The organism is Campylobacteraceae bacterium (genome assembly GCA_013215945.1).
Lineage (GTDB): Bacteria > Campylobacterota > Campylobacteria > Campylobacterales > Arcobacteraceae > NORP36.
The window spans coordinates 271,182-296,517 of the sequence record JABSOM010000001.1; the positions used below are offsets into that span (position 1 = coordinate 271,182).

Genomic DNA, 25,336 nt, shown 5'->3' on the forward strand with positions numbered 1-25,336 from the left:
AATTACCTAAACAAATTTTTCAGGAAATTTTTCTTTTAAAATTTCCAAGTTTTTTTTATTTCCAATTCTTATTGTTCTTTCTACTTCTTGTGTACTGTACATTTTAGCACAAGCTTGTGAAAGTTCACGTACTTTTAATATATAGTTTTGTCTCTCAGTAACTGAAATTGCTTTTCTTGCATCAAGTGTATTAAAAGCATGGGAAGCTATCATACACTGATCATATGCAGGTAAAGGTAATTGTGCTTCTAAGGCAGCTTTACACTCAGCAAAAGCATCATCAAAATGTCTGAATAAGATTTCTGTATTTGCAATTTCAAAATTGTATTTTGAAAATTGATATTCCCCTTCTTTATGCACATCTGCATAAGTAGTAATTCCATGGGCATTTTTATTCCATACAATATCGAAAATAGAATCTACTTCTTGCAGATACATAGCTAAACGCTCAGTACCATAAGTGATCTCAACAGCAACAGGATCACAAACAATTCCCCCTACTTGCTGAAAATAAGTAAATTGTGAAACTTCCATTCCATCTAACCATACTTCCCAACCAAGACCCCAAGCCCCAAGTGTTGGAGATTCCCAGTTATCTTCAACAAAACGAATATCATGTTTTGAAATATCTAAACCTAAAAATTCTAAACTTTGTAAATACAAATCTTGAATATTAGAAGGACTTGGTTTAATTAAAACTTGAAATTGATAATAAGAACCCAAACGATTCGGATTTTCTCCATATCTTCCATCCGTTGGTCGTCGACATGGAGCTACATAAGCAGTAGACCAAGGAGTAGAATCAAGAGATCGTAAGAGAGTTGCGGGATGAAAAGTTCCAGCACCTGCTGGAATATCATAAGGTTGAAGAACATTACAGCCTTGATTAGCCCAAAATTCTTGTAGTTTTAATAGCATTTGTGAAAATGTTAACATGCTTGGTTTCCTGTAATAAATTATTTCATATAATACAAATAAAAACTAAAACATATCAAAGAAATATTTTAATTTATATTTGAAGAAAGAGAGATAAATCTCTCTTTTTCTTTAACGATTTTATATTCTAACTTCAATAGTTAAAGAATCTGTTTCAACTGCTTTTTCTTTAATAATACGATCTTCTATTAACTTAGTTGCCAATTCCTTATCACTAATAGCTAAAATTTGCATTGCTAAGTAAGCTGCATTAATTGCACCAGCACGTCCCAAAGCAACAGTACCTACAGGCATTCCAGAAGGCATTTGAACTGTTGAAAGCAAAGCATCCATTCCATCCATTGCTCCACCTTTCATTGGAACTCCAAGAACAGGTTTAGTTGTAGTTGCAGCTAATGCTCCAGCTAAATGTGCAGCCATTCCAGCAGCAGCAATAAATACAACAGCGCCTTTACTTTCAGCTTCTTTAATATAGTTTTTTGTTCTTGTTGGAGATCTGTGTGCTGATGAAATAATCATTTCATACTTCACATTAAACTTTTCAAACGTATCGCTACAGTTTTTCATAACTTCGTAATCTGATTTACTTCCCATTATAATTGAAACAAAATTCATAATATTTTCCTTAATAATTAATTCTTTTTCGAACATATTTGGATTATATCAAATTGTTTCTAATAGTTTCATAACCTTCGATATTTTCAGCTCTTTCCATGCTTGATGTTTATAAAGTTCTAAACTAGGATTCTCAAAAGTAAAGGTAGAATAATTTTTTGTTTTGTCTTCAATTTCGATGGTTTTTGTTTGCTGATAATATTTGGTTCTGATTTCAGCTTTATCATCGGTAAACAAAACCAAAGTAGGAACAAAAAAAGCATCTGCAATATGATAAGTAGAAGTATCAACTGTAATAATTTTGTCTACTTGCGAAATTATATAAATAAATTCACTTAAACTTTTAGATAATCCAGCTAAGTTTACATAACGATCATCATGCAATTCTGTAATATTTAAAGCAGATACAATAGTATAATCATCCGCTTTATTAATCAATTTTTTTAGATATTTTATTGCAAATTCTTTAGGTATGCTTCTGTTTTCGTTTGCAGAATAAGGATGAAATAAAAGCAGTTTTCCCACTTTTTTTAGGTCTTTTATTTTCTTAATTAAGTTTTTATTTAAAGGTGTGCTAATTCTATCTATAAAAGTCGATTTTCTTTGTTTATTAACTTTTTCATAGTCAATTCCAAATTTATAAAGATAAGCGTCAACATAAGGCATATTAGAAAAGTAGGTTCTTTTATTCAATAAAGAAGTGTCAATAATAAAATCATAATTTAAAAGTTTTTTTAAAGACAAAGACAAAGGCTCAATTTTATGTATAAAACCTTGAGTAAGAAGAAGTTCTTTATCTCTGGAATAGTATTTATTCTCGCTACTTTCTAAATAAATATCAAGTTTAATACTCAAAAATTTATGTTCAAGTTCTTCATATAAAATTCTTAAAGCAGAACATGAAGAAATAATTTCTCCAATATTTCTACCCACTCCACCAATAATTGCTAAGCTGATATCTGGTTTTATACAATGTTTTATTTGTTCATAAAAATCAAAACCATCTTCATTAAAAGATACTTCTTTTATTTTATGCTCTAAGTTTTTTTCAACATATAAGTTTTTTTTCATGCGATAATCAATTTTTTTCAAAGTTTGGTATTCGAACTTATTTGTAATTCCTAATTCAATTGGCATAATATGTGAAGAAAGAATTCGATCTTCAAGAAGAACTTTAATTTGATATTTTTTGTCTACTCGTGCAAATACATTCTTCAAATCTAAAAAATCATTATAGGTTGAACAATAAATAAAGTCATCACTTGTAATTCCAGGAGGAGCTTTATGATATTTTACTAAAGAACCATCCGTCGTTTTTATATTAATATTTTGCGAGACTTTAAAATAAACCATTAAGCGAACGGATTAACCGCTTCGCCTTCATTTTCTATTCTTAACATGGTTAAATAAGGTAATTTCCCTGGTAATTGAATTTTATTAAGATTTCCAGAATGAACAGCTTCTAACTCTTTATTTTTATCTGTTAAAATCTTTTTGAAATTAATATAATATTTGCCATCCTCTTTTTTATAAATCTTTCCAATTTCATTTTCACATTCATCAATAGAAGAATTTTGAGGTAAAAAGATTTCAACATCAATTCCAGGTAATGTTTTATATTTACATAAAAAGTGTATTTCATCGTCACAAACAAGTCCTGATACTTCAAAAGAACCTTTTGATAAAGAATAATCATAGTTTTGAGTATCATTTCTATCAAAAGGTTTATGAATTAAATACGCATCTGAAAAACCTCTGTTTTTTGTTGTGAACAATTCTTTTTGGTATTTTGCTTCATCAAAAGTACCTTCATAAAAATCATCAATAGCCATTCTATAGGCATTTGCAGTTACTGCAGCATAATAAGGGGATTTAGTTCTTCCTTCGATTTTTAAAGAATCTACTGCTCCGGATTCCAAGATTTCATCAATATGAGAGGCTAAGTTCATATCTTTTGCATTAAAAATATACGTACCAACTCCTGGTTCTTCTTCTAGTCTAAACAGTGAGCTATGATCTTCATTTGCAGCATATAAGGTATACTCAAAACGACAGTCATTCGCACAGCTTCCTCTATTAGGAACCCTTCCCATTTGAACAGCGGAAACCAAACAACGTCCTGAATAAGCAAAACACATAGACCCATGTACAAAAATTTCAATTTCCATATCTGGTAAATGTTTTTTAATTTCAATAACATCTTTTAGTGAAATTTCTCTGGCAACTACTATTCTTCGTACACCCATGTCCCAAAAAACCTGTGCATCTAAATAATTAAGTACATTGGCTTGAGTGGAGAGATGTATTTCTATTTGGGGTGCTAATTCTCTACATAACCTTACAACTCCAGGAGCTGCTACAATAAAAGCATCAGGCTTTAACGCTGCCATTGATAAAATATGCTTTTTTAATAAATTAATTTGAGAGTTAAAAGGAAAACCATTAATCGTTACATATACTTTTTTTCCTCTTTCGTGAGCATAATCAATACCTTCTTGAAAGGTTTCAAGTGTAAATTCTTTTCCTGATCTAATTCTTAGCGAAAAATGTGACACACCCCCATAAACGGCATCTGCCCCATATGAAATTGCTATTTTTAGTTTTTCTAAGTTTCCTGCTGGACTTAATAATTCTACTTTCTTCATTTTAATCCTTGTGCATTGCACTGTAATATTGTTATCGCGATTATAGCTAAATTCTATTTATTTTTTCTTTGTTATAAAATCATAGATAATATTTTAAGCAAATCCAGTCTTTTAAAAATAAAATCTATTTTTTTATTATTAAATAATAAGGAAAAAAGCATTTTTTTTACCATTTTAGGCTATTTTGCTAATTATTTAAAATTATTTATTTTTTTAATCTTTTAAAATACATTCTTTTGCTAAAATATCTAAATCAAAGGACCCTTTATGTTTTCGAAATTATTTAAAACTTATACAGCAGAAGATTTAATAGCAGTACTTAATCATGCAACATTCTCAGAATCAAAAGCAAATTCAATTTTAAAAGATGTGAAAATAAATTATGTAAATGAACATAAAAAAGGTTTTCTACACATGAGTGCAGAAAACAATTCTATAGAAGCAATTACATGGTTACTATCTAAAAAGATTGATATGAATTTATGCGATGAAGATGGAAATACTGCTTTATTATTAGCTTCTAAATTAGGCGCTACTGAAGCAGCTAACTTATTTATTAATGCAGGCGCAAAACTTGATGAAAGAAATAATGAAGGAAGAACTGCAATACAAGAAGCAGTAAAGTATTCAAGAAAATCAATTTATATTTCTCTAAAGAAAAGTGCTAAAAAAATCAATAATGTTGATTTAGAAAATCACAACCTTATTTTTGATGCCGTAGATTCACAAAATATAGAAGTTATAAACGATATTATTGTAAATAAACTTGTTAAAGTTGATAGCAGTATTTTATTTTATCAAAATACCTACAGTAAACCAGCTATTTTAAAATTAATTTTATCAAAAGCAAAACTCAATTTAGAGGAAACTGATCCAAATGGGAAATCAACTTTATTTTATATAGTTAAAAAGGGTGCGTCAAGCATAGACACATTTATGTATGCTTTGTCTTTGGGTTTAGATATTAACCATGTAGATAAAGATGGAAATACTGTTTTAATGGAATTGATTAAATATATCAACACTGATTATCCCAGACTTAAAGATTTAACAGCAGATGAAAAACTTCCATTAATCAATTTAATAGATATGATTCCCTGGTTAATAGAAGAAGAAATAAATTACAATGTATACAATAACGATGGAGAAAATGTTTTAACCTACGTAACAGCAATTAACAATATAGATATCATGAAAATTCTTTTAGAATATGGCGTAGATCCCAACTTTATTGACTCCTCAAATACAACAGCCTTATCAACAGCTGCCATGAAAGGTAGTTCTAATATAGAAGCTGTTTCTTTATTGCTTAATTATGGAGCACGCCCCAACATCACAGATAATAATAACAAAACGATTATTGAAAAACTTATTACCATTGAGCTTGTATTACACAATGAAAAAAAGATGAAATTAAAAGAAAAAAGAAATATAGATGAAACACAAAACTATAGACAAGTATTGCATGAAATTTTATTAAATGGAGAAGTTAATTTAACAATGTTAAATTCGGAAGAACAACCTTATTTTTTTGATGCTGTTTTTCATAATAATATTGATTTGGTTAAATCTTTGGCTAAATATGGCGCAGATATTAATCAAAGAGACAGAGAGAATTCAAATATTGTTTATAAGTATATGGCAGAAAATATTGCCTTTAAAAAAGTTTCTGATCAGCGTTTGTATTACATAATGTTAAAACAAGTAATTACCTTAGGGGCTGATGTTAATGCAAGAGATTCGCATGGTGGCATTACTTTACATAAAGCAATTTTAGACAATGATATTCAAACCATCAAAATAATTCTAAATGCAGGAGCTGATATTAATGCTGTTGATGCCCGAGGTAGAAATATGATTCATAACTGTATGTGGCAAAATAAAGTTAAAGTATTTAGATTAATTTTATCTTTTAACAAAGATTTATTAAATAAACCCGATAAATTCGGAGTTTTACCTATTAATTATGCGGCTTTTTTAGGTTATACGGATTTAGTGGTAGAATTAATTGATAATGGAGCTTACATTAATAATCCTTTTAATAAAACTGAATATATTCATAATTTTTTGAAAAAATTTCACAAAAACTTAAGCCCACTTTTAGAGAAAACTTCTAACCCAACAGACTGGACAAAACTTAAGTCTTTGACTGAAAATATGAGAAAAGAGTTTAATGTAAGCATATAAAAAGCAATAGAAATTGCTTTTTATATGCGCATCACTTCCCTCGAATGAGATTGCTTTTTATATGCGCATCTTAGCTCAAAAGAACAAGAGAACTCAATTACTACGAAGAAGCCTCAAGCAGATCCTTAGCAAAAACAAGCGCTTCTTGTGTAATCTTTTCTCCCGAAATCATTCGTGCAATTTCATTTTCCTGTTCAATTTTGGAAAGTTCCGTAATACTGGATTTATTATTCTTTTTATCAACAAAAAAGTGTTGAGAAGCACAAGCTGTTAATTGGGGTTGATGTGAAATGGCAAAAATTTGATATTTTTGTGTTAGTTTTTTAAGTACTGTTGCAATTGCAGCAGATTCTTTTCCAGATAAATTCGCATCAATCTCATCTAAAAATAAAATACCATTATCATTGATTTCGTATTCACTCATGGATGTTAATAAAGCAAGCCTTAATCTATTAAATTCACCACTAGAAATAGTATCCAACTTAACATTATTTAAAATAAAGACTACTTTGTCAATACCCGTTCCATCTAGTGTTTTTTCTTCTAAGATTACTTTTGCATTCGATAAATAAAGATATTTCAAATAGTGATTTATCTTTTTTTCAAGTATTTTAGCAGATTTTTTTCGTTCATTACTTAGTTTATCTGCTAATGTTTTAATTTCATTTCCAAGCACAAGAACTTTTTTTTCTAATTGTGATTTAGAAAATATAATATTATCATAAGATTCTAATTCCTCTTCTTTTTTCTTTTTATACTCAAGAGCTAGAGATATTGAACCAAAACGTTTCTCAAGTGAACTTAATAATTCAATACGATTTAAAACCTCTTCGATATCCATATCTTCTAACTCATATAAAGAATCAGTAAACCCCTCATAAATATTATTAAGTTCATTTATCGCTTCATCAAAAAAAGAACTGTCTTTTTCCATTAAATTCAATGTTTTTGAAACTTTTGATGTAAAAGAAAATATTTCTTTAGATTCATTAATTGCTTCTTCAATTTTGTCTTTTTTACTTAAGGTTTTTCTGATTTCTTTTAGTTCATCGTATTCATTTATTTTAGGGTCAATTGAAACAATTTTTTCAATTTCATATTTAGCGAATTCTTTTAATTCATCTAGTTTCGATTCATCCTGGATAATTTTATTTAACTCTTTTTGAATGCTTATAAATTCTGCATATTTTATAGCAAAAGATTCTTTTAATTTATTAAAGTTTTTATTCTCATTTTGAGATAAAAAATCTAAAAAATAAATAAGTTTATCACTTTCAAAATCAGAATTGTCTTTTACATGAATATGTTTTACCAAAGAAGAAGAAAAATCTTTTAAATTCTTTTTTGAAAGACTTTGATTGTTTAAAAAGTAGCGTGTTTTATCTTTTTTTATTTCTTTGATATAAATATCATCATTGTTTTTTATATCAAATAAATCATTTGATATATTTGTCTCTTCTAATACGACTTCACTTAAGGTAGCTTTTCCTTCTTTAATACCAAACAATGCCAGCAAAGAATCCATTAAAATAGATTTACCCGCACCTGAAGGTCCTGTAAAAACGACAAGACCTTTTTTAAATTCCAAATCAACTTTTGAAAAGGATAAATAATTCTCTAAATAAAACCTACTAATCATTTAATTTCCCCATTGCAGTTTTTCACTTAATACTTCAAAATAATTTCGTTCAACACGGTGTATTAATTTTGCTTTTTTTGAAGCAATTTTTATTTTTATAGATTCATTTTGTTCTATTCCGTAAAATTCTTGCCCATCTACAATAATAACAGCACCTTGTGAGCTTAAAATAGTAAATTCTATCTCAAAGTCTGCTGGAAGTACTAAAGGGCGTTGTGTTAAAGAATGAGGTGCAACAGGAGTAACAATAAAAGCATCTGTTAAGGGAAATACAACAGGGCCACCTAAAGAAAGATTGTAAGCAGTTGAACCTGTTGGGGTAGAAATAATAACACCATCACCATAATAAGTGTTAAAAGGTTTTCCATCAATTTTGCCATTAATCCTAATCATTGAAGAAATAGATTTTCTTGAAATTACTATGTCATTAAAAGCAACAAAAGTATTCGCTTTTGTTGCTCCTGCAATCATCATGCGAGAATCGATTTTATATATGTCTTTTTTTAAATCTTGAATAAAAGGTTTTACTTTTGAAAAAGGAATATCCGTTAAAAAACCCAATGTTCCAAGATTAATACCTAAAACTGCTATATCACAGGCAAAAGATTTTCTTACTACTGAGATTAAGGTACCATCTCCACCAAGAGAAACTAAAAAATCACTTTTTTGACATAAAGCATCAAAAGAATAGGCTTTTTTCTTATAAATCATTAAAGAAGATTTGTCTTCTAACAGTACTTCAATGTTTTCATCACAAAAATGCTGTTTAATTATTTCATACTGTTCAATAAGTGCTGGCGAATTTGGTCGTAAAATAATGCCAACTGTTTTAATTTGTTTTAGTTTATCAAAGTTTTTGGTTATTTTCATATGCGATTATAACAAAATATTTATTTGAAACCCTTTGTATTACAAAATGAAAGATAATTCTTATCTTTCATGAAATGCATTTTGTTTTGTTTTTAAAATAGGTTTTAATAAAAAATCTAGAATGGATTTTTGTCCCGTAATAATATCAACTGAAGCAATCATTCCAGGTATAATTGGATGTTTTTTTCCTTTTCTTTCCAGATAATTTTTATTGGTTTTTACCAAAATACGGTAATATGGTTTCTGGTTTTTATCTTCTTTATCAATAATACTATCCGCTGATATTTCAACAATTTGGCCTTCTAATCCACCATAAATTGAAAAATCATAAGCAGTAATTTTAATAACCGTTTTTTGTTCAGGATTAATAAAAGCAATATCCTTAGGGTCAATTTTAGCTTCAATTAACAAAACATCACTTTCAGGTACAATTTCTATTAAATTATCACCAGATCTTACAACTCCACCTACTGTATTCACATTAATTAATTTAATAACACCATTTACAGGCGATTTCACAACCGTTTTATCCAGTTTATCTTCTTCTTCTATCAAAATGGATTCGTATTTTTTTATTTTTATGTTTTCATCATGAAGCTGTTTTAAGTTTTCACTTTTGTAATTATTTATTTTTTCAATAATTCTATTTTTTGCTTCTTCTATGGTTAAATTTGCTTTTGGAATACTTGCATTAATTGCAGCTATATCTCCAGAAATTATATTTAATTCTTTTTTTACAGTAATAAGTTCAATCTTAGATTTGGCCCTAGAATCAACCAATCTCTTGATTGTTTTAAATTCTTCTCTTACTAAGATTTTGGTAGTTAACAATTGTTTCTTTTTTGCTTTTAATTCAAATAATTCTTGTATTTTTTGTCCCAATTGGTTTTCTAGAATTTCTAAGGCAATTTTATGTTCTTTTACTTCTGCTCTGTACAGAACTCTTTCACTTTCAATCAGGTCAGGTACATTCTGCTTTAATTCTCGTGAAAATCTCAATACAGGAATTTTATACTTCATATTCATAGAATGTGCACTGTTAAGTCGTACTTTAGAAACCAGCAAACCCCAATACGCTTTTTTGTTTTCATCTAAAGAAGCTTTATATCTTGTAGTATCAATTTTGATCAAAGCTTGACCTTTTTTAACAAAACTACCTTCTTTAACCAAAATAGCTGCAATAATTCCACCATCTAAACTTTGTATGGTTTGTATTTTTTCAGAAGGAATTACTTTCCCCTCACCTCTTGCTAATTCATCTATATCTGAGAAATAAGCCCAGATAATTGCAATAAAGAAAAATCCTATTATTAAATAAAAAAACCTATTTGTAAAATTACTAGGCTCCGCATTTACTTGTGCTTGCAAAGCATGCACAAAATCAACATCTTCTTTATGCATGATTTACCCTTTTACTTTTACCTGCTAAACTCTCAAGAACTTCTTCTTTAGGCCCATCAGCAATTATTTTTCCATCATCCATTACTATTAATCTATCAACCAGTGATAAAACAGATGGTTTATGTGTAATTAAAATCATTGTTTTATCAGCAACAATATCTTTGATACGGCGCTTAAATAATTCTTCACTTTGCCCATCAAGCGAGTTAGTAGGTTCATCCAGAATTAAAATATTGGGGTTAGTAATAATGGCTCTTGCTAAAGTAACACTTTGGCGCTCCCCTCCACTTAATCCTTCACCTCTCTCCCCTACTAATAAATCATATCCCACATCATGTTTTCCAATAAAATCATGTACTCCAGCAATTTTAGAAGCTTCTAAAATTTCCGTATCACTGGCATGCTCTTCTCCAATAGTAATATTATCTTTAATGCTGCCCATAAATAAAAATGGCTCTTGAGGTACACAACCAATAGCCCGTCGTAGATCAACAGGATCGATTTGCCTAATATCAGAATTATCCACTAAAACAGACCCACTTTTAGGCTCATATAAATTCATGATTAATTTCCAAAGTGTAGATTTCCCACATCCAATTTTTCCAATAATTCCTACTTTTTCACCTTGTTTTATGGTCAAATTAATATTTTTTAAAACCAGGAAATTTTGATCTTTATAAGAAAAATCAACATCTTTAAAAACAATGTCCCCATTTAAATCAGGTCTGGATAAATAATTCTTATCATGCTCTCTCTCAACTGGCATCTTCATAATTTCATCAATATTATTTAAAGATAATATTGTTTTATCAAAACGAATAATCATACCAACTATTTGGGAAACAGGTGCTATTACCCTTCCATTTAGCATCATAGATGCAATAATAGCTCCCATAGTCATCTCACCAATACTTGCTAAATATACTCCCGCAACTACAATAGCGATATTAGAAAACTGAGAAATAAATGCAGTAAAAAAGGTTACTATTTGGGATAAAAAATGAGATTTTTTTCCATAATGAGTTGTTTTTTCAATGGAGTTATCCCAATGAGTTCTCATTCTGCTTTGTGCTCGTACTGATTTTATTATTTCTAAACCAGCAACTGTTTCATTTAACGTACTTTGTTTTATTTGATCTTCTTTTGCAGATGCTTCAACTGCTTTTTTTATAGGTTTTTGCATAAAATAAGAAAAAGTAAAAGCTATAATAACTGTAAAAATTGAAATATAACCTACCGGTCCTCCAATAATAAAAATTATAATAATAAACAAAACAATAAAAGGTAAATCTACAATAGCAGCAACGGTAGCTGAAGAGAAAAATTCTCTTACACTTTCAAAAGACTGAAGTCTTGAAACAAACTGTCCTGTTGAAGCAGGCTTTTGATCAAGCCTTATATTAAGTAACTGATCAAAAATCATAGAAGACATTATAATATCACTTTTTTTACCTGCAAGTTGTATAAAATGAGCACGCATTAATTTTAGAATAAAATCAAATGTCATTACCAGTAAAATACCAATAGCAAGTACCCACAAGGTTGAAAGAGCATTATTAGGCAGGACTCTATCGTATACATTCATAGTAAACATAGGGGTTGCTAGAATAAACATATTTATAATTAAAGCAGCAATAATTACTTTAATATACAAGGGTTTACTCTTAACCATAGTTCCCCAAAACCAAGATTTAGGTTGATCAATTTTAACATCTTGTTTAATTCTATTATTAAAATTATATTCTGGTTTGATAATAAGCGTAAAATCTGCATAAATACCGTGCATTTGAGCAGAAGTAATAGTCATTTCTCCTGTTGATATTTCAGGAATCATTACTTTATATGTATTATCTTCTTCATTAATAGCTAAAAGCACACAAGCAGAATTCCCTTCTAAAATTAATACACTAGGCAGTGCTAAAGAAGAGAGTTCTTTTAATTCTCTTTTTACTGTTTTGATTTTTAGTCCAATTCTTAAGGCTGATTCCTCAAACATTTTTGGGCTCATAAATTGATTATAAATAGCTAATCCACTTGTTAAGGATTCAGCAGAACTGGGCCTATTATAATATTTTGATAAAAATAATAAACATTCAAGAAGAGAATCTATTTTTCTAGTGCTTGTCATTTGTTCGAGTTCATTTTCGCTTATTTCAGGTTTCAAAGTTTGCCTTTATTTTTTATATAAGGATTTCTGATTTTTAATTAAATCAACAACAACTTGCATTTTCTGTAAATGTGGATGTAAAGCTTCAATTGCAAGTTTGGCTTCTTTGGAAGAAATATATGCCCCATAAAGTATTCTTTCTTTTCCTTTTACTTTAAAATTGTAATAATTATCATCTAAATAATATCTTCTGATAAATTCTTTCATGCTAATATTTTTATTAACATTTAAAATAACTATGGTATAAAATTTTGATGATTCATTCAAGAACTCAGTTTTTATTTCTAAAGGTAGAATCTCTTTTACTGAACTTAGAATTCTTAGATTATAATTTTGTTTTTTTTCTATTTTTTTATTTATATTATTATCTTCCACTTTTTTTTCAAAAGAAAGAGGAATGACTTTTTTATTCACTTTAATTTTAAAAGAAGCAACTCTTTTTTTATCATTGTCTACTTCTAAATTATAAATATCTGTTAACATATCATCTAACATCATATTAACAGTACCATCTTTAGTAAAATCTTTTGCTCGATTAAGACTGTCTTGTGTGATACTATCTATTTTTTCATCTGGTTTTTTTTCCTTTGAAAGCGAAGTATCGCTAGCATTCAAGTCATCATTTAATATTTCAATTAAATCATTTTCTTCATTGGAATCACTTTTATACTCATCAAAACTAAGTACAATCTTTTCACATAAAGTATTTTGATGCTTTAGAATAGTTCTAGTTAATAAACCTAAATCTTTTAAAATTTGGTAGTAATTTTTAAAATGCAAAAATTCTTGTTCTATTAAATCATTTTTTGCTTTAAATACTTCTGCTTCTTGATTAACTAAATCTAGAAAAGTTCTAGTACCACCTTCAAACTGCTGATGGTAAATTCCAAGTATTTCTTTGTTATATAAAATATAATTTTTCAAATATTTAATCTTATTTTTTATATTAAAGTAAATAAAATGTCTAAGAGCAGACTCTTTTTTAACTTTATTAGTAAGTGAATCTAATAAAATCTGAGCTTCATTTAAAAAGGTTTTTTCTTGTAGATATTTACTTTGATCCCTAAAACCATTAAACAAATTGTAAGTTAATTGAATTTTAAAAGACAGTTCATCTTTTCTAGTATTCACTTTGTCCAAATCTTTATCAAACTCTTGTGTAATGTAAGCATTAATACTTGGCAAAAAGAGTCTGTTTTGTGAAAGTACGTTATTTTGTTTTCTAATCTTTGTTATTTGCTCCAAAATTTCTTTATTGTTAAAAAGTGCTTCTTTAATAAACGCTTCTTCTTTTAGAACAATTAAACTTTCATCAACAATTGGTCTGCAAATAAATTCATTTTTTATTTCTAAATTGGAGACTTCTTTTAACGTAAGGTTCAGGTTTTTTTGAGCTTCTACATCTTCATAATACCTTACATAAGAAGTAGCTAATTTTGATTCAACTTGTAATCTATCTAATTTCTCACCACTTACTTCTTCAGAATTGATTGCAATTTCTAAATAGTTTTCATGTACCCCTAAATTATGTTTAACCAAAATTAATTTTTCTTCATATTTAACTAAGTCCAAATATGTTTCAAGTGATGTTTGAATAATATTATCAATTAAAAAGTCATTCGCTAGTTTTTTGGAAAGATACAAATTCTTTTGCTCATCGTATCTGGCATCAGCTTTCCCACCATCATAAAGAAGTTGAGATACTTTTAAAATTACATTATGACCCTTTTGTGTTGAGTCTCTATTACTGTTTTGAGTTTTTTCCTCAATGTCTTTTTTTTCATAATAAGCATCAAGTGTTAAACTTGGTAAAAAAGAGGCACGTTCTTCGTCAATATAATATTTATTGGCTTGGGTATTTTTATGAAAAGATTTTATTTCTGGATTTTCTTTAATGGTATTTTCTATCACATTTTTAAGACTAATGGCTTCTAGTAAAGAACAAAAGATAAAACCAACAAATATAAGCTTTGTATACATTCAGCATCCTATGAATTATGTCTTAATTATTTTAGCTAAACTCTTTTAAATTAATATAAGTTTTTATTATTATTTTTGTATTTTGGCCTTAGTAAGATAATTTATTTATTATTTTTACTTAATTTCTTGATGACTATTCTACACTTAAAAAACTATCTTTGCATTTTGACTAATAAATACGTTTTTAATATGAAATTTTAAAGAAGAGATCTTTTGTATTAATAAAAGTTTTTACTCTATGAATTATGAAAGAAAGAGGAAGAAAAAACATGAATTTTATTTACTTATAATTTTACGTATTTAAATATTAGATTGAATCAATAGTTGATACTTATAAGGAAAATATTTTGTAAAAAAAAACCTCAATACTTAGAGTATTGAGGTTTATAATCGAAATTGATGAGAGAAGTAATTATTACTTCCCTCGGACCTTTCTATATAATTATGAAATCTGCGATTTCAATTATATTAAAGAAAGCTCGTTAATCAGGATAAGAGTGAGATTACTCACTCTTATAATTCCTGATTAACCATTTCTCTTTTTAATGATCTCATCAGATACATTTCTTGGAACTTCAGCATAATTATCAAATACCATAGAATAAGTTGCACGTCCTTGAGACATAGATCTTAAATCTGTAGAGTATCCAAACATTTCAGCCAAAGGAACCATTGCAACAACTAATTTGATACCAGCTCTGTCATCCATAGACTGAACTTGTCCTCTTCTTTTGTTACAATCGCCAATAACATCACCCATATAATCTTCAGGAGTTTCAATTTCTACTCTCATCATAGGTTCTAAAATAACAGGACCTGCAGCATCAGATCTACAACCCTTTTTAAATCCCATAGAAGCAGCTAATTTAAACGCCATTTCAGATGAATCTACATCATGGTAAGAACCATCATATAATGCAACTTGAATGTTAACCATTGGGTAACCAGCTAGAATTCCACCAGCCATTGCTTCTTGACAACCTTTATCAACAGCAGGAATATATTCTTTTGGAACAGATCCACCTTTAATGTTGTTTTTAAAGATATAGTTTTCTTCACTATCTGAAGGTAATGGAGTAAGTTCTAAATATACGTGACCGTATTGACCTTTACCACCAGATTGTTTAGCATATTTGTACTCAACTTTAGTTGCATTTTTAATAGTTTCTCTATAAGCAACTTGAGGCGCACCAACTTCTGCTTCAACAGCGAATTCTCTTTTCATTCTATCAACAAGGATTTCTAAGTGAAGCTCACCCATTCCTGAAATAATAGTTTGACCAGATTCTTCATCTGTTTTAACTCTAAAAGAAGGATCTTCTTGAGCTAGTTTTCCTAAAGCAACACCCATTTTTTCTTGATCTGCTTTAGTTTTAGGCTCAACTGCAACAGATATAACTGGTTCAGGAAAGTCCATTTTTTCTAAAATAACTGGATCTTTTTCAGATGCCAAAGTATCACCAGTAATTGTTGATTTTAATCCAACTACAGCTCCTATTTCACCAGCATATAATTCAGAAACTTCTTCTCTTTTATTTGCATGCATTTTAAGAAGTCTACCAATTCTTTCTTTTTTCATTTTTGTTGAATTAAGAACGTAAGTACCAGATTTTAAAACACCTCTATAAATTCTAGCAAATGTCAATTGTCCAACAAAAGGATCTGTCATAATTTTAAAAGCTAAAGCAGCAACTTCACCCTCATCAGATGATTCAACAATAACAGGTTCGCCGTCTTGAGTTTCACCTTTAATATCTTCAACTTCTACAGGAGAAGGTAAATATCTACAAACAGCGTCAAGTAACGTTTGAACACCTTTGTTTTTAAATGCAGTTCCACAAATCATAGGAGTAATGTTCATTGCTAAACAACCCTTTTTAATCGCAGCCATGATTTCGTCATTAGTAATTTCTTCACCTTCAAGGTATTTCATTTCTAAATCTTCATCTTGTTCTGCAGCAGCTTCAACTAATTTTTCTCTGTATTCGTTAGCTTTATCAACTAAATTAGCAGGAATTTCTTCTACGTGGTAGTTAGAACCCATTTCTGCATCTAAATCCCAAACAATTGCTTTCATTTGAACTAAATCAATAACACCAGCAAAGTTTTCTTCAGCTCCAATAGGAATTTGAATAGGCACAGGATTAGCTTTAAGTCTTTCAGCTACTTGTGATTCAACAGAGAAGAAATCAGCACCAGTTCTGTCCATTTTATTTACAAAAATGATTCTTGGAACTCTGTATTTATTTGCTTGTCTCCAAACAGTCTCAGATTGTGGTTGAACCCCACCAACTGAACAGAATACTGCAACAGCACCATCAAGAACTCTCATAGATCTCTCAACTTCAATTGTGAAGTCAACGTGACCTGGAGTATCAATGATATTAATCATAGTATCCGTACCATCTACTGGGTTTTTCCAGTGACAAGTTGTAGCAGCAGAAGTAATTGTAATACCTCTTTCTTGCTCTTGTTCCATCCAATCCATTGTAGCAGCACCATCGTGAACTTCACCGATTTTATGCTCAACACCTGTATAGAATAAAATTCTTTCAGTTGTAGTAGTTTTCCCTGCATCAATATGAGCAGCGATTCCTATGTTTCTAACTTGGTGTAGTGGTGTAACTCTTGCCATATTAAATTCCTACCATCTGTAGTGAGCAAATGCTTTATTAGCTTCTGCCATTCTATGCATATCTTCTTTTTTCTTGAATGATGCGCCTCTGTCGTTAGCTGCTTCGAATAATTCGTTAGCAAGTCTTTCAACCATAGTTCTTTCATTTCTTTTTCTAGCAGCGTCAACTAACCATCTTAAAGATAAAGTTTGTCTTCGTACTGGTCTAACTTCAACAGGCACTTGATAAGTAGCTCCACCAACTCTTCTAGATTTAACTTCTAAAAGTGGTTTAACATTTTCAATTGCTTTTTCAAATACTTCAATACCAGATTCTTCACCTCTAGTATCAAGATTGGCAATAGCACCATACATGATTTTTTGTGCTGTTGATTTTTTACCATCTAACATAACTGTATTAATAAACTTAGTGATCACTTTACTATTGTAGATAGGATCAGCCATTACTTCTCTAACGGGAGCTTTTCTTCTTCTCATTTTATAATCCTTCTACTTTTTTTTCGGTTTTTTAGTACCGTATTTTGATCTTGCAACAGTTCTTCCGGCAACACCAGCAGTATCTAAAGCACCACGAACAATGTGATATTTAACACCAGGTAAATCTTTAACTCTACCTCCACGAACTAAAACAATTGAATGCTCTTGAAGGTTATGACCTTCTCCACCGATATATGAAATAACTTCAAAACCTGAAGTCAATCTAACTTTTGCAACTTTTCTTAAAGCCGAGTTAGGTTTTTTTGGTGTAGTAGTATAAACTCTAGTACAAACCCCTCTTCTTTGTGGACAACTTTCTAAAGCTGGCGATTTAGATTTTTTAACAATCTTTTTTCGCTCTTTTCTAATCAATTGATTAATAGTAGGCATATTTTCCCTTTTAATTAATAGGACAGATGACAGTAATATATTATATATGTAATGTTCTCTATTCTATTCTTGGTTTGAACAATTCAAGCAATGTTCAAGCTTCTCGTTGACTTTGACATATACCCATGTATAATCAAAACGATACTACCATTCTAGAGAAACGTAGTGTTTTCTAAAAAAGTAAATGGATTATACCCAAGGAAAACTTAATCTTTTATTTATATCTTAAGTTATCCTGAACGTATAGTAAAATCTCTTTATTTATAGTCTTAATATCAATTCATTTTATTATTGTAGAATTATCCAAGAGTTCAAAAGGAAAAAGAATTTTAAGTTTTTTCATTATGCGTGCATTTATATACACTTTCCCTTTTTTATTTTCACTTATTTTTATTAAAGAAAGTTTTTTGCCATTTAAAATTTCAATAGCTTGAATAGCTGCCCACTCTCCATACTCTTTTGGATTTTTTGAATAAACAATAAGAGAAATTTGTGTATTACCCTTATCCCAAGATGCAGTAATAATTTTTGTATTTTTAAGTACAAAAGCAGCAATATCCTTATTTTTTTTTGTATTACTGAAAGTATTTAATCCCAATAATAAAATATCAGAAGTCTCTTGAATCTTAAGGAAAGCATCTTTCCATTCTTCTTTAGAATTAATAAAGTATTTCTGTATTTTTACTCCCAGTTTTTTTTCAAAAGATAAAGATGTTTTTTGGGAGGTTAAGGTATTGTCATTTAAATAAGCAATTCTGCTTCCTTTTGAATATTGTTTTAATAAAGAGATCAAAGGTTTTATTAAAGTAACTTCAACTTGTCCAGTAACATTTTCATAAGGAAACCCATACTCTTTTGCACTTTCATTTACTCCAATAAATAAAAAAGGCAGCTTCGAATTTTTATAATAAGGCACAATTAAATATTTTGATGCATTGTCTTCCGCTGCGATTACAAGGTCTGGTTGATACTTTTCAATAACTCTTTTTGCTTTAATCGCTGCATTTTGTTTAAAATCTTCACTTTTATTTCTTTTGGTATCCATTCTAATAATTTTTAAATCAAAATTTATCTTAGCTTTGTTTAATGTATTTATAAAGGTCGTAATTATATCGTTACTAGCACCATAGTTTAGGTGATAGGAATCAATATACAGAATTCGTTTTTTTTCTAAAATAGCTGAAAACAATAAGGATTGAAAAAGTACCAATATTAAAAAGGCGCAAATTGTTTTCATAGCACTTCCTTTACTGTAATAACAATTATTATTTGTATTTTACTTAAGTATTTTATCTTTACTTCTTATTCTTTTTACTTAGAACTTATACTTAACTTACGCTTTTAATTTATACTGTCACATAATAAAAATAAGGATTTAAAATGAAATTAGGAAAAAGTTTAGCAGTAGTAATGTTATTAGCAGCCATTGGATTATATGCAGCAGGTACAAAAAAGAGTATAAATGAGTTAGTTGAAAGTATTAATAATACAAAAAATAAACAAGAAAAAAGTATCTTGTTACAAGATCTTCAAAATAAATTAGTGAATATGAGTGTAAGTAAAAGAAAAGAAGCTCAAAAAGTCATAAAAGAAAAATTAATTTTAATTCAAATTCCAGCTCAATCGTAAAATCAATCAACTGAAAAAAGAATCACTTGTATTTATGCAAGTAATTCTTTTTAAAATAAAAGTTCTACTTTTGTGCCACTGTTTATTTCACTACTTATCAAAATACGTATCTTTAAGATAGCACATAACTGTTTTACAATGCTCATTCCAATTCCAAGTCCTGTTTCATTCTCTTTATAATAACGTTCAAAAACTTTTTTTACATTTTTAATTCCAATACCACTGTCTTGTATTGATATTTTATTTTCTTCTATTAAAATGTGCACTTCTCCATTTTTAACATTATACTTGCAGGCATTACTTATAATATTATCAAATATCCTCTGCATTGCTATTTTGTTACTTTGTATAATTAACTCACTTGTATTGTATTTAATTTGTATCTTTATTTTAGGATAAAGTTTTTCAAAAAGGCTGACTTTTTCTTTTATAATATCGTCCAAGTTAACCTGCTCATTTTTATCAATACTATGGGGACTTATAAACTCTAGGTTTTTATATAAAGAAGCTATTGTTTTAGCAGCCAATTCAATACGCTCTATTTCCTCAAAATCACCCCGCCTTTTTAATAGTTTTGCATTTAATAAAATAGATGTTGCAGGTGTATTTAAATCATGAATCAAGTCTTTTAAAAATTCTTCCAAAAAAGACAAGGCTTCTTTCATTGGTTTCATTGAATAATAAGCAAAAGCCATTGAAAAAAACAATAAAGAAGAAAATAAAAGCAAAGAAAACTTAATCATTTTTATAAAAAAAACAGAATGTTTTTTTTCAAGATTTTTCTGTTCATAAATCACTTTTAATAAATAAGGTGCAGCTGTTGACATTTTAAAATAAGCACAAAGTCCTTCTTTACAATGATAAATTTTAAACAGTTTTTTATCTTCTTTGTTTTCAATAACATCCAATATAAAGTGTTTTGATTTAAAATCAAAGGTATAATCCTTCATTTGATATAAAATATTCTCTTCCATATCTTTGATTTTGTCTTCATAATACATATAAAGAACAAGAGATGCAAATAAACTTAGGGGAATAAAAAAAAGTAAGGTAGTGGTTAAAAAAGATTTACGTTCATATTTCTTCAAGTCTGTACCCTATTCCTTTTGTATTAGTGATATCTAAATTCAACACTTTTTTTAATTTACTAATAAGTACTCTTAAGCCTGCATCACTTGGTTTATTCATATAATCAAAAAAATCACTCTTAGCTATTGTTAAATTCTTGTTTTTAAGAAGTAAAGCAAAAATATCCTTCTCAACTTGCCCTAAGGTCACTTCAACATTGTTTTTAAACACTCTGTTTTCTAATAAATCAAAAGATATCTCTTTATATACAAGAAAAGGATTTTTACGTTTTAATACCGCTTTTATGCGCATAAGAAACTCATCCATATCAAAAGGCTTTTTTATATAATCATCACAACCACAATTAAAACCCTGCAAAACTGCTTTCATATCAATTAGCGCCGTAAGGAAAAAAGTAGGGGTATTATCATTGGCTTGCCTTAATAATTTAAGTGTATCCATACCGTTAAGTAAAGGTACATTAATATCAAATAAATACAAATCATACTTATGTAAAAAAGTGAATTCCAGCACTTCTTGCCCATCATTTGCTAAGGTAACATCATAATTTTCTTCTTCTAAAATTTGAACAATAGTTGCACTAAGAATTGCATCATCTTCTAAAAGCAATATTTTCATTTTATTCACTTCTTTTTTCTTTGAATATATATAAGGGGAGTTTTCTTTTTTCTCTGATTACAGCAGCAGCAAGTTCTTTTGCTTCTTTATTGGCTTTTGCTAATTTTATTTTTAATTGCTCAAGGAATTGTTCTTTTTTATTTGTATTTTTTTCTTGTACTACTTTCTCTGCTAAAGAATCAATATCAAGATTCATAGCAAATATTGCACTTATAAAAAAGAGCGAAAAAACAATTATTTTCATACTACTTACCTAAACTGATTTTATTTTCTATTACAATAAGAGGCAAAAACTTAAAAGATCCAAGATCACATTTATTTTTTACGGCCAAAGTGAAATATTTTTCATAAGAAGTATTTGCTTTATTAATATTCTTAGCAAAAATACCAGAAGAATTATTTTTCACTAAAAACAACTGGGCTTTCGCACCCAAAAAATCATTTTTTTTAAAATATGCTTGATTAAATTCATTCTTAATATAAGAAGATGCATGTTTCATAGAAAAAATATAGTTTTTGCAATTTTTATCTACTTTTTTCTCCACAATAATTTTTTCGCTCTTTGTTTTTGTATTCTTTAAAGTAATGTTTTCTTTTTTATTAGCACAGCCTGTTATAAACACAAGAGAAAATAAACTTATCACAATAATTTTAATGAGTGACATTTTTTTGTACCTTTTTATAAAAATCATAAATAATGAGAATAATTATACAAATAAAGTACTTTATTTTATGTAAAACCAGCAGAAAGAAAAATTTTTAAAGAATTAAAAAATGATTTTTACACTTTTCAAAACTTCTAATAAAAAAAGACATTGTGCATAATAATGTATTTACTGCTATTATAAAAATATTAAAATATTTAGGAGATTATTTGATACAAAATGTAATATTACCTTCTTATCTTCTTGAAAATAAACATGCCTATACGCTCATAAATGAGGGAACTTTTATAGCATCCAAATCTAAACTTCACAAAAAAAACAAACTCTATTTAAGAAATACTAGCCATATGATGATATTATTAATAAAAGGAGAAAAAGTACTTCATTTAGAGGATGATGTACATATAAATAACAGTCAAATTCTTTTTTTGTCTCAAAATAATTATTTCATAAGTGAAATCATTAGTTCAAATAATACCTATGAATCAATTTTAATATGTTTTGACGACGATTTTGTTTTAAATTTTATTAAAAAATATAAGTTAAATATAAATACAACAAAACAAGAAACTGTTATTTGTATCAAAAAAGATATTTTTCTTGACACTTGCGTTAAAACTATTAATGAATATTTTACAAAAAAACTCCAAAATAAAGTTGCTTTACTAAAATTAAAAACGCATGAACTTTTTTTATATACCTTATCAAACAATAAAGATGCTTTTTTAGCTTTTTTGAACAATATCGTTAATACAAAAAGTTCAAGAGTACAGTATATTCTGGAATCAAATGTAGATATTTTAAATGATATCTCACAAATGTGCCAACTTACGGGATTAAGTAAAACTGCTTTACGAAAAGAGATGCAAAAACTTTATTTAAAAAACCCAAAAGAATGGTTAGATATGAACCGCCTGCTAAAAGCAAAAACCTTATTAAAAACAAGCAATGCCTCTATTTCTGATATTGCTACAAGTTGCGGATATTCGAGCGTTTCTTGGTTTATTGGGCAGTTTAAAAAATATTACAAAAGTACACCTTATTTATTTAGGCAAGAAAACTTATAAAAATAGATACTTTTCTTGTACTATTATCTTCTTCTTTCTATTATTATTCTTCATACAAGGAATATATAATGATTAATAAAAACCTATTTTTATTTGCTAAAGTTTTACCAAAAGCAGAAAATTTTCAAGATGCAAAAAAAGCACTTTTAAATATAATAGAAAAAACCAGAAAAGAAGAAGGTTGTTTACAGTTTCATTTACATGATGATAAACAGTACTTATATTTATATGAGGAATGGATTAATGAGCATGCTTTAATGTTGCATTATGAGCAAACATATACAAAAGATGTATTTAGAAAGTACGAAAGTTGGTTAAGCAAAGCTGTTGAAGTAAACAAAATGTATCTATCTTCTTAGGTAAGACTAAAGAATAGTTTATTCTATTCTTTAGTTCATTCAAAAATTTATCTTTTAAAACGTTTTAACGTATAATTTCCCAATCTTTAAAAATAGGTTGATAACCTCTTGCACGTATCATAGAAGATATTTCTTCTACAGAACGTTCATCTGAAATTTCAAACTGTGCTGTTGATTTATCAACATCAGTATATCCACCAACATCTGTTTTAGATCCAGCGGAGAATTTAGTAGCAGCAATATCAATTAAATTATCTCTAAATTTTGCTTCTTCTCTTGTAGATACATTCATTCCAATATTGGGCATATACAATCTATACGCTAACATAAACTGTACATAGGTTTTGTCGCTTATATTAAATTTGGGAGTAAAATCTCCTGCTGCATTATTAATTCTAGGCATAGAAATAGAAATTTCAGCATCAAAATATTTTTCCATTAAATACTTAGCATGCAAAGCAGATAAAAAAGCTTCAGAGTAAATATTTCCAAGACCAAATAAACAGCCAACATTAAGTGCTCTAATACCTGCATCAGCACCTCTTTGTGGTGCATCTAATCTGTAGGTATAGTTTGTTTTTTCACCGCTTGTATGTACTTCTTTGTATATCTCTTTGTCATAAACTTCTTGATAAATAGTTAAACCATCAACGCCTAAGTCTTTTAATTCTTTATATTCATGTGTTTCTAAAGGATAAACTTCAATAGAAATAGATGTGAAATATTTTTTAAGTACACTTACTGCCATCTTTAAATACTTCATATCTGCTTTTTTGGAAGCTTCTCCTGTTAGAACTAAGATATGTTTTATTCCACTTTTTGCTATTTCTATGGCTTCTTTTTCTAGGTCTTCTTCGCTTAAATGTTTTCTAACTATTCTGTTCTTTTTTGAAAAACCACAATACGAACAATCACTTGAACAATAATTTGAAATATAAATAGGCAAATACAATTGTATTACTTTTCCAAAATGTCTTAATTTATGTTTTTTAGAAATTTCTGCCATTTCTTCAATATAAGAAAAAGCCTTAGGACTCAATAAATTTAAAAAGTCATATTGATTTAAGTGTTCTTTTTTTAAAGAAAGTTCAATGTCTTTGGTACTAACCTTGCTTAAATATTTTTCATAATCAAAATTTTCATAAGCCAATAATATATCAGAGAAATTATCATAGGCTTGAACATTAAGCATTTAAAAATCCTGTTAAAGGAGAACTTGCTTGGGCATGTTCATTTTCTTGGGCCATTTTACTTAAATATGCCATTCGCCCTGCTTTTACAGCCATATCAAAAGCTTCTGCCATCATTTCAGGATTACCTGCATTTGAAATAGCAGAATTAACCAAGACAGCATCTGCTCCTATTTCCATAGCTTGTGCAGCTTGAGAAGGTTTTCCAATACCCGCATCAACAATAATAGGCAAGTCAATATTCTCAATTAAAATTTTAATCATATCAATAGTTTGCATTCCTAAATTTGAGCCAATTGGCGATCCTAAAGGCATGATAGCAGCAGCCCCAGCCTCTTTAAGTTTTCGTGCAGCTATTAAATCAGGCATCATATAAGGTAAAACAATAAAACCTTCCGCTGCAAGTATTTTAGTAGCTTTTATTGTTTCTTCATTATCAGGAAAAAGATATTTATTGTCATTAATTACTTCAATTTTAATAAAATCCCCACACCCTGCTTCCCTTGCAAGTCGCGCTAAAAGCACGGCTTCATCTGCATTTCTTGCCCCTGAAGTATTGGGTAAAATAACAATATCTTTTGAAATATAATTCAAAATATTTTCTTCTTGTGCTTGTGTATCTACTCTTCTTAATGCTACTGTTATCATCTGCGAAGAAGAAGATTTTAAAATCTTAGGTATCACATTTTTATCAGGGAACTTTCCAGTTCCCGTGAATAATCTGTTTGTAAATTCTATTCCACCTAATATTAGTGTATCTTGCATTGTTCTTCCTAT

At 28.6% G+C, this 25,336-nt stretch carries 23 protein-coding genes; 4 read left to right on the top strand and 19 right to left on the bottom strand.

What is annotated here, in order from left to right; all coding sequences use genetic code 11:
• Window positions 1-6 precede the first annotated feature (6 nt).
• The 4 genes from glyQ to HRT41_01305 all read right to left on the bottom strand — a co-directional run bounded on the left by glyQ (window position 7) and on the right by HRT41_01305 (window position 4,196).
• Window positions 7-936 (bottom strand): glycine--tRNA ligase subunit alpha, encoded by a 930-nt coding sequence (glyQ, locus tag HRT41_01290; GenBank protein ID NQY22644.1) that lies wholly within the window; start codon window positions 934-936, stop codon window positions 7-9.
• Window positions 937-1,056: 120 nt separating this feature from the next.
• Window positions 1,057-1,551, bottom strand: coding sequence for a 5-(carboxyamino)imidazole ribonucleotide mutase (gene purE, locus HRT41_01295; protein NQY22645.1), 495 nt, complete (start codon window positions 1,549-1,551; stop codon window positions 1,057-1,059).
• 48 nt (window positions 1,552-1,599) lie between these two features.
• On the bottom strand, window positions 1,600-2,904 hold the full coding sequence (locus tag HRT41_01300; protein NQY22646.1) for a hypothetical protein: 1,305 nt from the start codon (window positions 2,902-2,904) through the stop codon (window positions 1,600-1,602).
• On the bottom strand, window positions 2,904-4,196 hold the full coding sequence (locus HRT41_01305) for a U32 family peptidase (GenBank protein ID NQY22647.1): 1,293 nt from the start codon (window positions 4,194-4,196) through the stop codon (window positions 2,904-2,906). Before HRT41_01305 ends, HRT41_01300 begins: the two co-directional genes overlap by 1 nt.
• 267 nt (window positions 4,197-4,463) lie before the next feature.
• Here HRT41_01305 and HRT41_01310 point away from each other — a divergent pair, with 267 nt between their 5' ends.
• A complete protein-coding gene (locus HRT41_01310; protein NQY22648.1) occupies window positions 4,464-6,383 on the top strand; it encodes an ankyrin repeat domain-containing protein in 1,920 nt (639 codons plus the stop codon).
• Between the two features lie 100 nt (window positions 6,384-6,483).
• On the opposite strand, the gene HRT41_01315 is transcribed toward HRT41_01310, so the two are convergent.
• The 9 genes from HRT41_01315 to HRT41_01355 all read right to left on the bottom strand — a co-directional run bounded on the left by HRT41_01315 (window position 6,484) and on the right by HRT41_01355 (window position 19,179).
• On the bottom strand, window positions 6,484-8,022 hold the full coding sequence (locus HRT41_01315; GenBank protein ID NQY22649.1) for an AAA family ATPase: 1,539 nt from the start codon (window positions 8,020-8,022) through the stop codon (window positions 6,484-6,486).
• Entirely contained in the window at window positions 8,023-8,892 is an 870-nt protein-coding gene (locus tag HRT41_01320; protein ID NQY22650.1) for an NAD(+)/NADH kinase, read from the bottom strand.
• Window positions 8,893-8,952: 60 nt separating this feature from the next.
• Window positions 8,953-10,293, bottom strand: a complete 1,341-nt coding sequence (locus HRT41_01325) for an HlyD family type I secretion periplasmic adaptor subunit (GenBank protein NQY22651.1) — start codon at window positions 10,291-10,293, stop codon at window positions 8,953-8,955.
• A complete protein-coding gene (locus tag HRT41_01330) occupies window positions 10,286-12,421 on the bottom strand; it encodes a type I secretion system permease/ATPase (GenBank protein NQY22652.1) in 2,136 nt (711 codons plus the stop codon). The genes HRT41_01325 and HRT41_01330 overlap by 8 nt, the downstream gene beginning before the upstream one ends.
• A 45-nt stretch (window positions 12,422-12,466) precedes the next feature.
• Entirely contained in the window at window positions 12,467-14,440 is a 1,974-nt protein-coding gene (locus HRT41_01335) for a TolC family protein (protein ID NQY22653.1), read from the bottom strand.
• A gap of 526 nt (window positions 14,441-14,966) precedes the next feature.
• The gene (fusA, locus tag HRT41_01340) at window positions 14,967-17,075 is read right to left on the bottom strand and encodes an elongation factor G (GenBank protein ID NQY22654.1); all 2,109 of its coding nucleotides are present in this window, start codon (window positions 17,073-17,075) and stop codon (window positions 14,967-14,969) included.
• 9 nt (window positions 17,076-17,084) lie between these two features.
• Complete coding sequence (gene rpsG, locus HRT41_01345) at window positions 17,085-17,552, bottom strand: 30S ribosomal protein S7 (protein ID NQY22655.1); 468 nt, start codon at window positions 17,550-17,552, stop codon at window positions 17,085-17,087.
• Between the two features lie 12 nt (window positions 17,553-17,564).
• On the bottom strand, window positions 17,565-17,942 hold the full coding sequence (locus tag HRT41_01350) for a 30S ribosomal protein S12 (GenBank protein ID NQY22656.1): 378 nt from the start codon (window positions 17,940-17,942) through the stop codon (window positions 17,565-17,567).
• A gap of 280 nt (window positions 17,943-18,222) precedes the next feature.
• The gene (locus HRT41_01355) at window positions 18,223-19,179 is read right to left on the bottom strand and encodes a hypothetical protein (GenBank protein NQY22657.1); all 957 of its coding nucleotides are present in this window, start codon (window positions 19,177-19,179) and stop codon (window positions 18,223-18,225) included.
• A gap of 143 nt (window positions 19,180-19,322) precedes the next feature.
• Here HRT41_01355 and HRT41_01360 point away from each other — a divergent pair, with 143 nt between their 5' ends.
• A complete protein-coding gene (locus tag HRT41_01360; protein NQY22658.1) occupies window positions 19,323-19,571 on the top strand; it encodes a hypothetical protein in 249 nt (82 codons plus the stop codon).
• 50 nt (window positions 19,572-19,621) lie between these two features.
• Here the strand turns inward: HRT41_01360 and HRT41_01365 are convergent, their stop codons facing one another.
• Genes HRT41_01365 through HRT41_01380 form a run of 4 tightly spaced genes read right to left on the bottom strand, consistent with a single transcriptional unit; the run spans window position 19,622 to window position 21,943 of the window.
• The gene (locus tag HRT41_01365; GenBank protein NQY22659.1) at window positions 19,622-20,659 is read right to left on the bottom strand and encodes a HAMP domain-containing histidine kinase; all 1,038 of its coding nucleotides are present in this window, start codon (window positions 20,657-20,659) and stop codon (window positions 19,622-19,624) included.
• On the bottom strand, window positions 20,646-21,278 hold the full coding sequence (locus HRT41_01370) for a response regulator transcription factor (protein NQY22660.1): 633 nt from the start codon (window positions 21,276-21,278) through the stop codon (window positions 20,646-20,648). The genes HRT41_01365 and HRT41_01370 overlap by 14 nt, the downstream gene beginning before the upstream one ends.
• A gap of 1 nt (window position 21,279) precedes the next feature.
• Entirely contained in the window at window positions 21,280-21,522 is a 243-nt protein-coding gene (locus HRT41_01375; protein NQY22661.1) for a hypothetical protein, read from the bottom strand.
• Between the two features lies 1 nt (window position 21,523).
• Window positions 21,524-21,943, bottom strand: coding sequence for a hypothetical protein (locus HRT41_01380; GenBank protein NQY22662.1), 420 nt, complete (start codon window positions 21,941-21,943; stop codon window positions 21,524-21,526).
• 209 nt (window positions 21,944-22,152) lie between these two features.
• Here HRT41_01380 and HRT41_01385 point away from each other — a divergent pair, with 209 nt between their 5' ends.
• Together HRT41_01385 and HRT41_01390 are read left to right on the top strand one after the other, a co-directional pair.
• A complete protein-coding gene (locus tag HRT41_01385; protein ID NQY22663.1) occupies window positions 22,153-23,010 on the top strand; it encodes a helix-turn-helix transcriptional regulator in 858 nt (285 codons plus the stop codon).
• Between the two features lie 68 nt (window positions 23,011-23,078).
• Window positions 23,079-23,369 (top strand): antibiotic biosynthesis monooxygenase, encoded by a 291-nt coding sequence (locus HRT41_01390; GenBank protein ID NQY22664.1) that lies wholly within the window; start codon window positions 23,079-23,081, stop codon window positions 23,367-23,369.
• A 64-nt stretch (window positions 23,370-23,433) separates the two neighbouring features.
• On the opposite strand, the gene thiH is transcribed toward HRT41_01390, so the two are convergent.
• A complete protein-coding gene (gene thiH / locus HRT41_01395; protein ID NQY22665.1) occupies window positions 23,434-24,561 on the bottom strand; it encodes a 2-iminoacetate synthase ThiH in 1,128 nt (375 codons plus the stop codon).
• Entirely contained in the window at window positions 24,554-25,324 is a 771-nt protein-coding gene (locus tag HRT41_01400) for a thiazole synthase (protein ID NQY22666.1), read from the bottom strand. The genes thiH and HRT41_01400 overlap by 8 nt, the downstream gene beginning before the upstream one ends.
• Between the last annotated feature and the right edge of the window lie 12 nt (window positions 25,325-25,336).

Coding starts and splice junctions, on each gene's coding strand:
- rpsG (NQY22655.1), bottom strand. CDS start 17,552: ATGAGAAGAAGAAAAGCTCCCGTTAGAGAAGTAATGGCTGATCCTATC.
- HRT41_01380 (NQY22662.1), bottom strand. CDS start 21,943: ATGTCACTCATTAAAATTATTGTGATAAGTTTATTTTCTCTTGTGTTT.
- HRT41_01400 (NQY22666.1), bottom strand. CDS start 25,324: ATGCAAGATACACTAATATTAGGTGGAATAGAATTTACAAACAGATTA.
- HRT41_01325 (NQY22651.1), bottom strand. CDS start 10,293: ATGCATAAAGAAGATGTTGATTTTGTGCATGCTTTGCAAGCACAAGTA.
- thiH (NQY22665.1), bottom strand. CDS start 24,561: ATGCTTAATGTTCAAGCCTATGATAATTTCTCTGATATATTATTGGCT.
- HRT41_01315 (NQY22649.1), bottom strand. CDS start 8,022: ATGATTAGTAGGTTTTATTTAGAGAATTATTTATCCTTTTCAAAAGTT.
- HRT41_01310 (NQY22648.1), top strand. CDS start 4,464: ATGTTTTCGAAATTATTTAAAACTTATACAGCAGAAGATTTAATAGCA.
- purE (NQY22645.1), bottom strand. CDS start 1,551: ATGAATTTTGTTTCAATTATAATGGGAAGTAAATCAGATTACGAAGTT.
- HRT41_01335 (NQY22653.1), bottom strand. CDS start 14,440: ATGTATACAAAGCTTATATTTGTTGGTTTTATCTTTTGTTCTTTACTA.
- HRT41_01360 (NQY22658.1), top strand. CDS start 19,323: ATGAAATTAGGAAAAAGTTTAGCAGTAGTAATGTTATTAGCAGCCATT.
- glyQ (NQY22644.1), bottom strand. CDS start 936: ATGTTAACATTTTCACAAATGCTATTAAAACTACAAGAATTTTGGGCT.
- fusA (NQY22654.1), bottom strand. CDS start 17,075: ATGGCAAGAGTTACACCACTACACCAAGTTAGAAACATAGGAATCGCT.
- HRT41_01370 (NQY22660.1), bottom strand. CDS start 21,278: ATGAAAATATTGCTTTTAGAAGATGATGCAATTCTTAGTGCAACTATT.
- HRT41_01305 (NQY22647.1), bottom strand. CDS start 4,196: ATGAAGAAAGTAGAATTATTAAGTCCAGCAGGAAACTTAGAAAAACTA.
- HRT41_01390 (NQY22664.1), top strand. CDS start 23,079: ATGATTAATAAAAACCTATTTTTATTTGCTAAAGTTTTACCAAAAGCA.
- HRT41_01300 (NQY22646.1), bottom strand. CDS start 2,904: ATGGTTTATTTTAAAGTCTCGCAAAATATTAATATAAAAACGACGGAT.
- HRT41_01350 (NQY22656.1), bottom strand. CDS start 17,942: ATGCCTACTATTAATCAATTGATTAGAAAAGAGCGAAAAAAGATTGTT.
- HRT41_01330 (NQY22652.1), bottom strand. CDS start 12,421: ATGACAAGCACTAGAAAAATAGATTCTCTTCTTGAATGTTTATTATTT.
- HRT41_01375 (NQY22661.1), bottom strand. CDS start 21,522: ATGAAAATAATTGTTTTTTCGCTCTTTTTTATAAGTGCAATATTTGCT.
- HRT41_01320 (NQY22650.1), bottom strand. CDS start 8,892: ATGAAAATAACCAAAAACTTTGATAAACTAAAACAAATTAAAACAGTT.
- HRT41_01355 (NQY22657.1), bottom strand. CDS start 19,179: ATGAAAACAATTTGCGCCTTTTTAATATTGGTACTTTTTCAATCCTTA.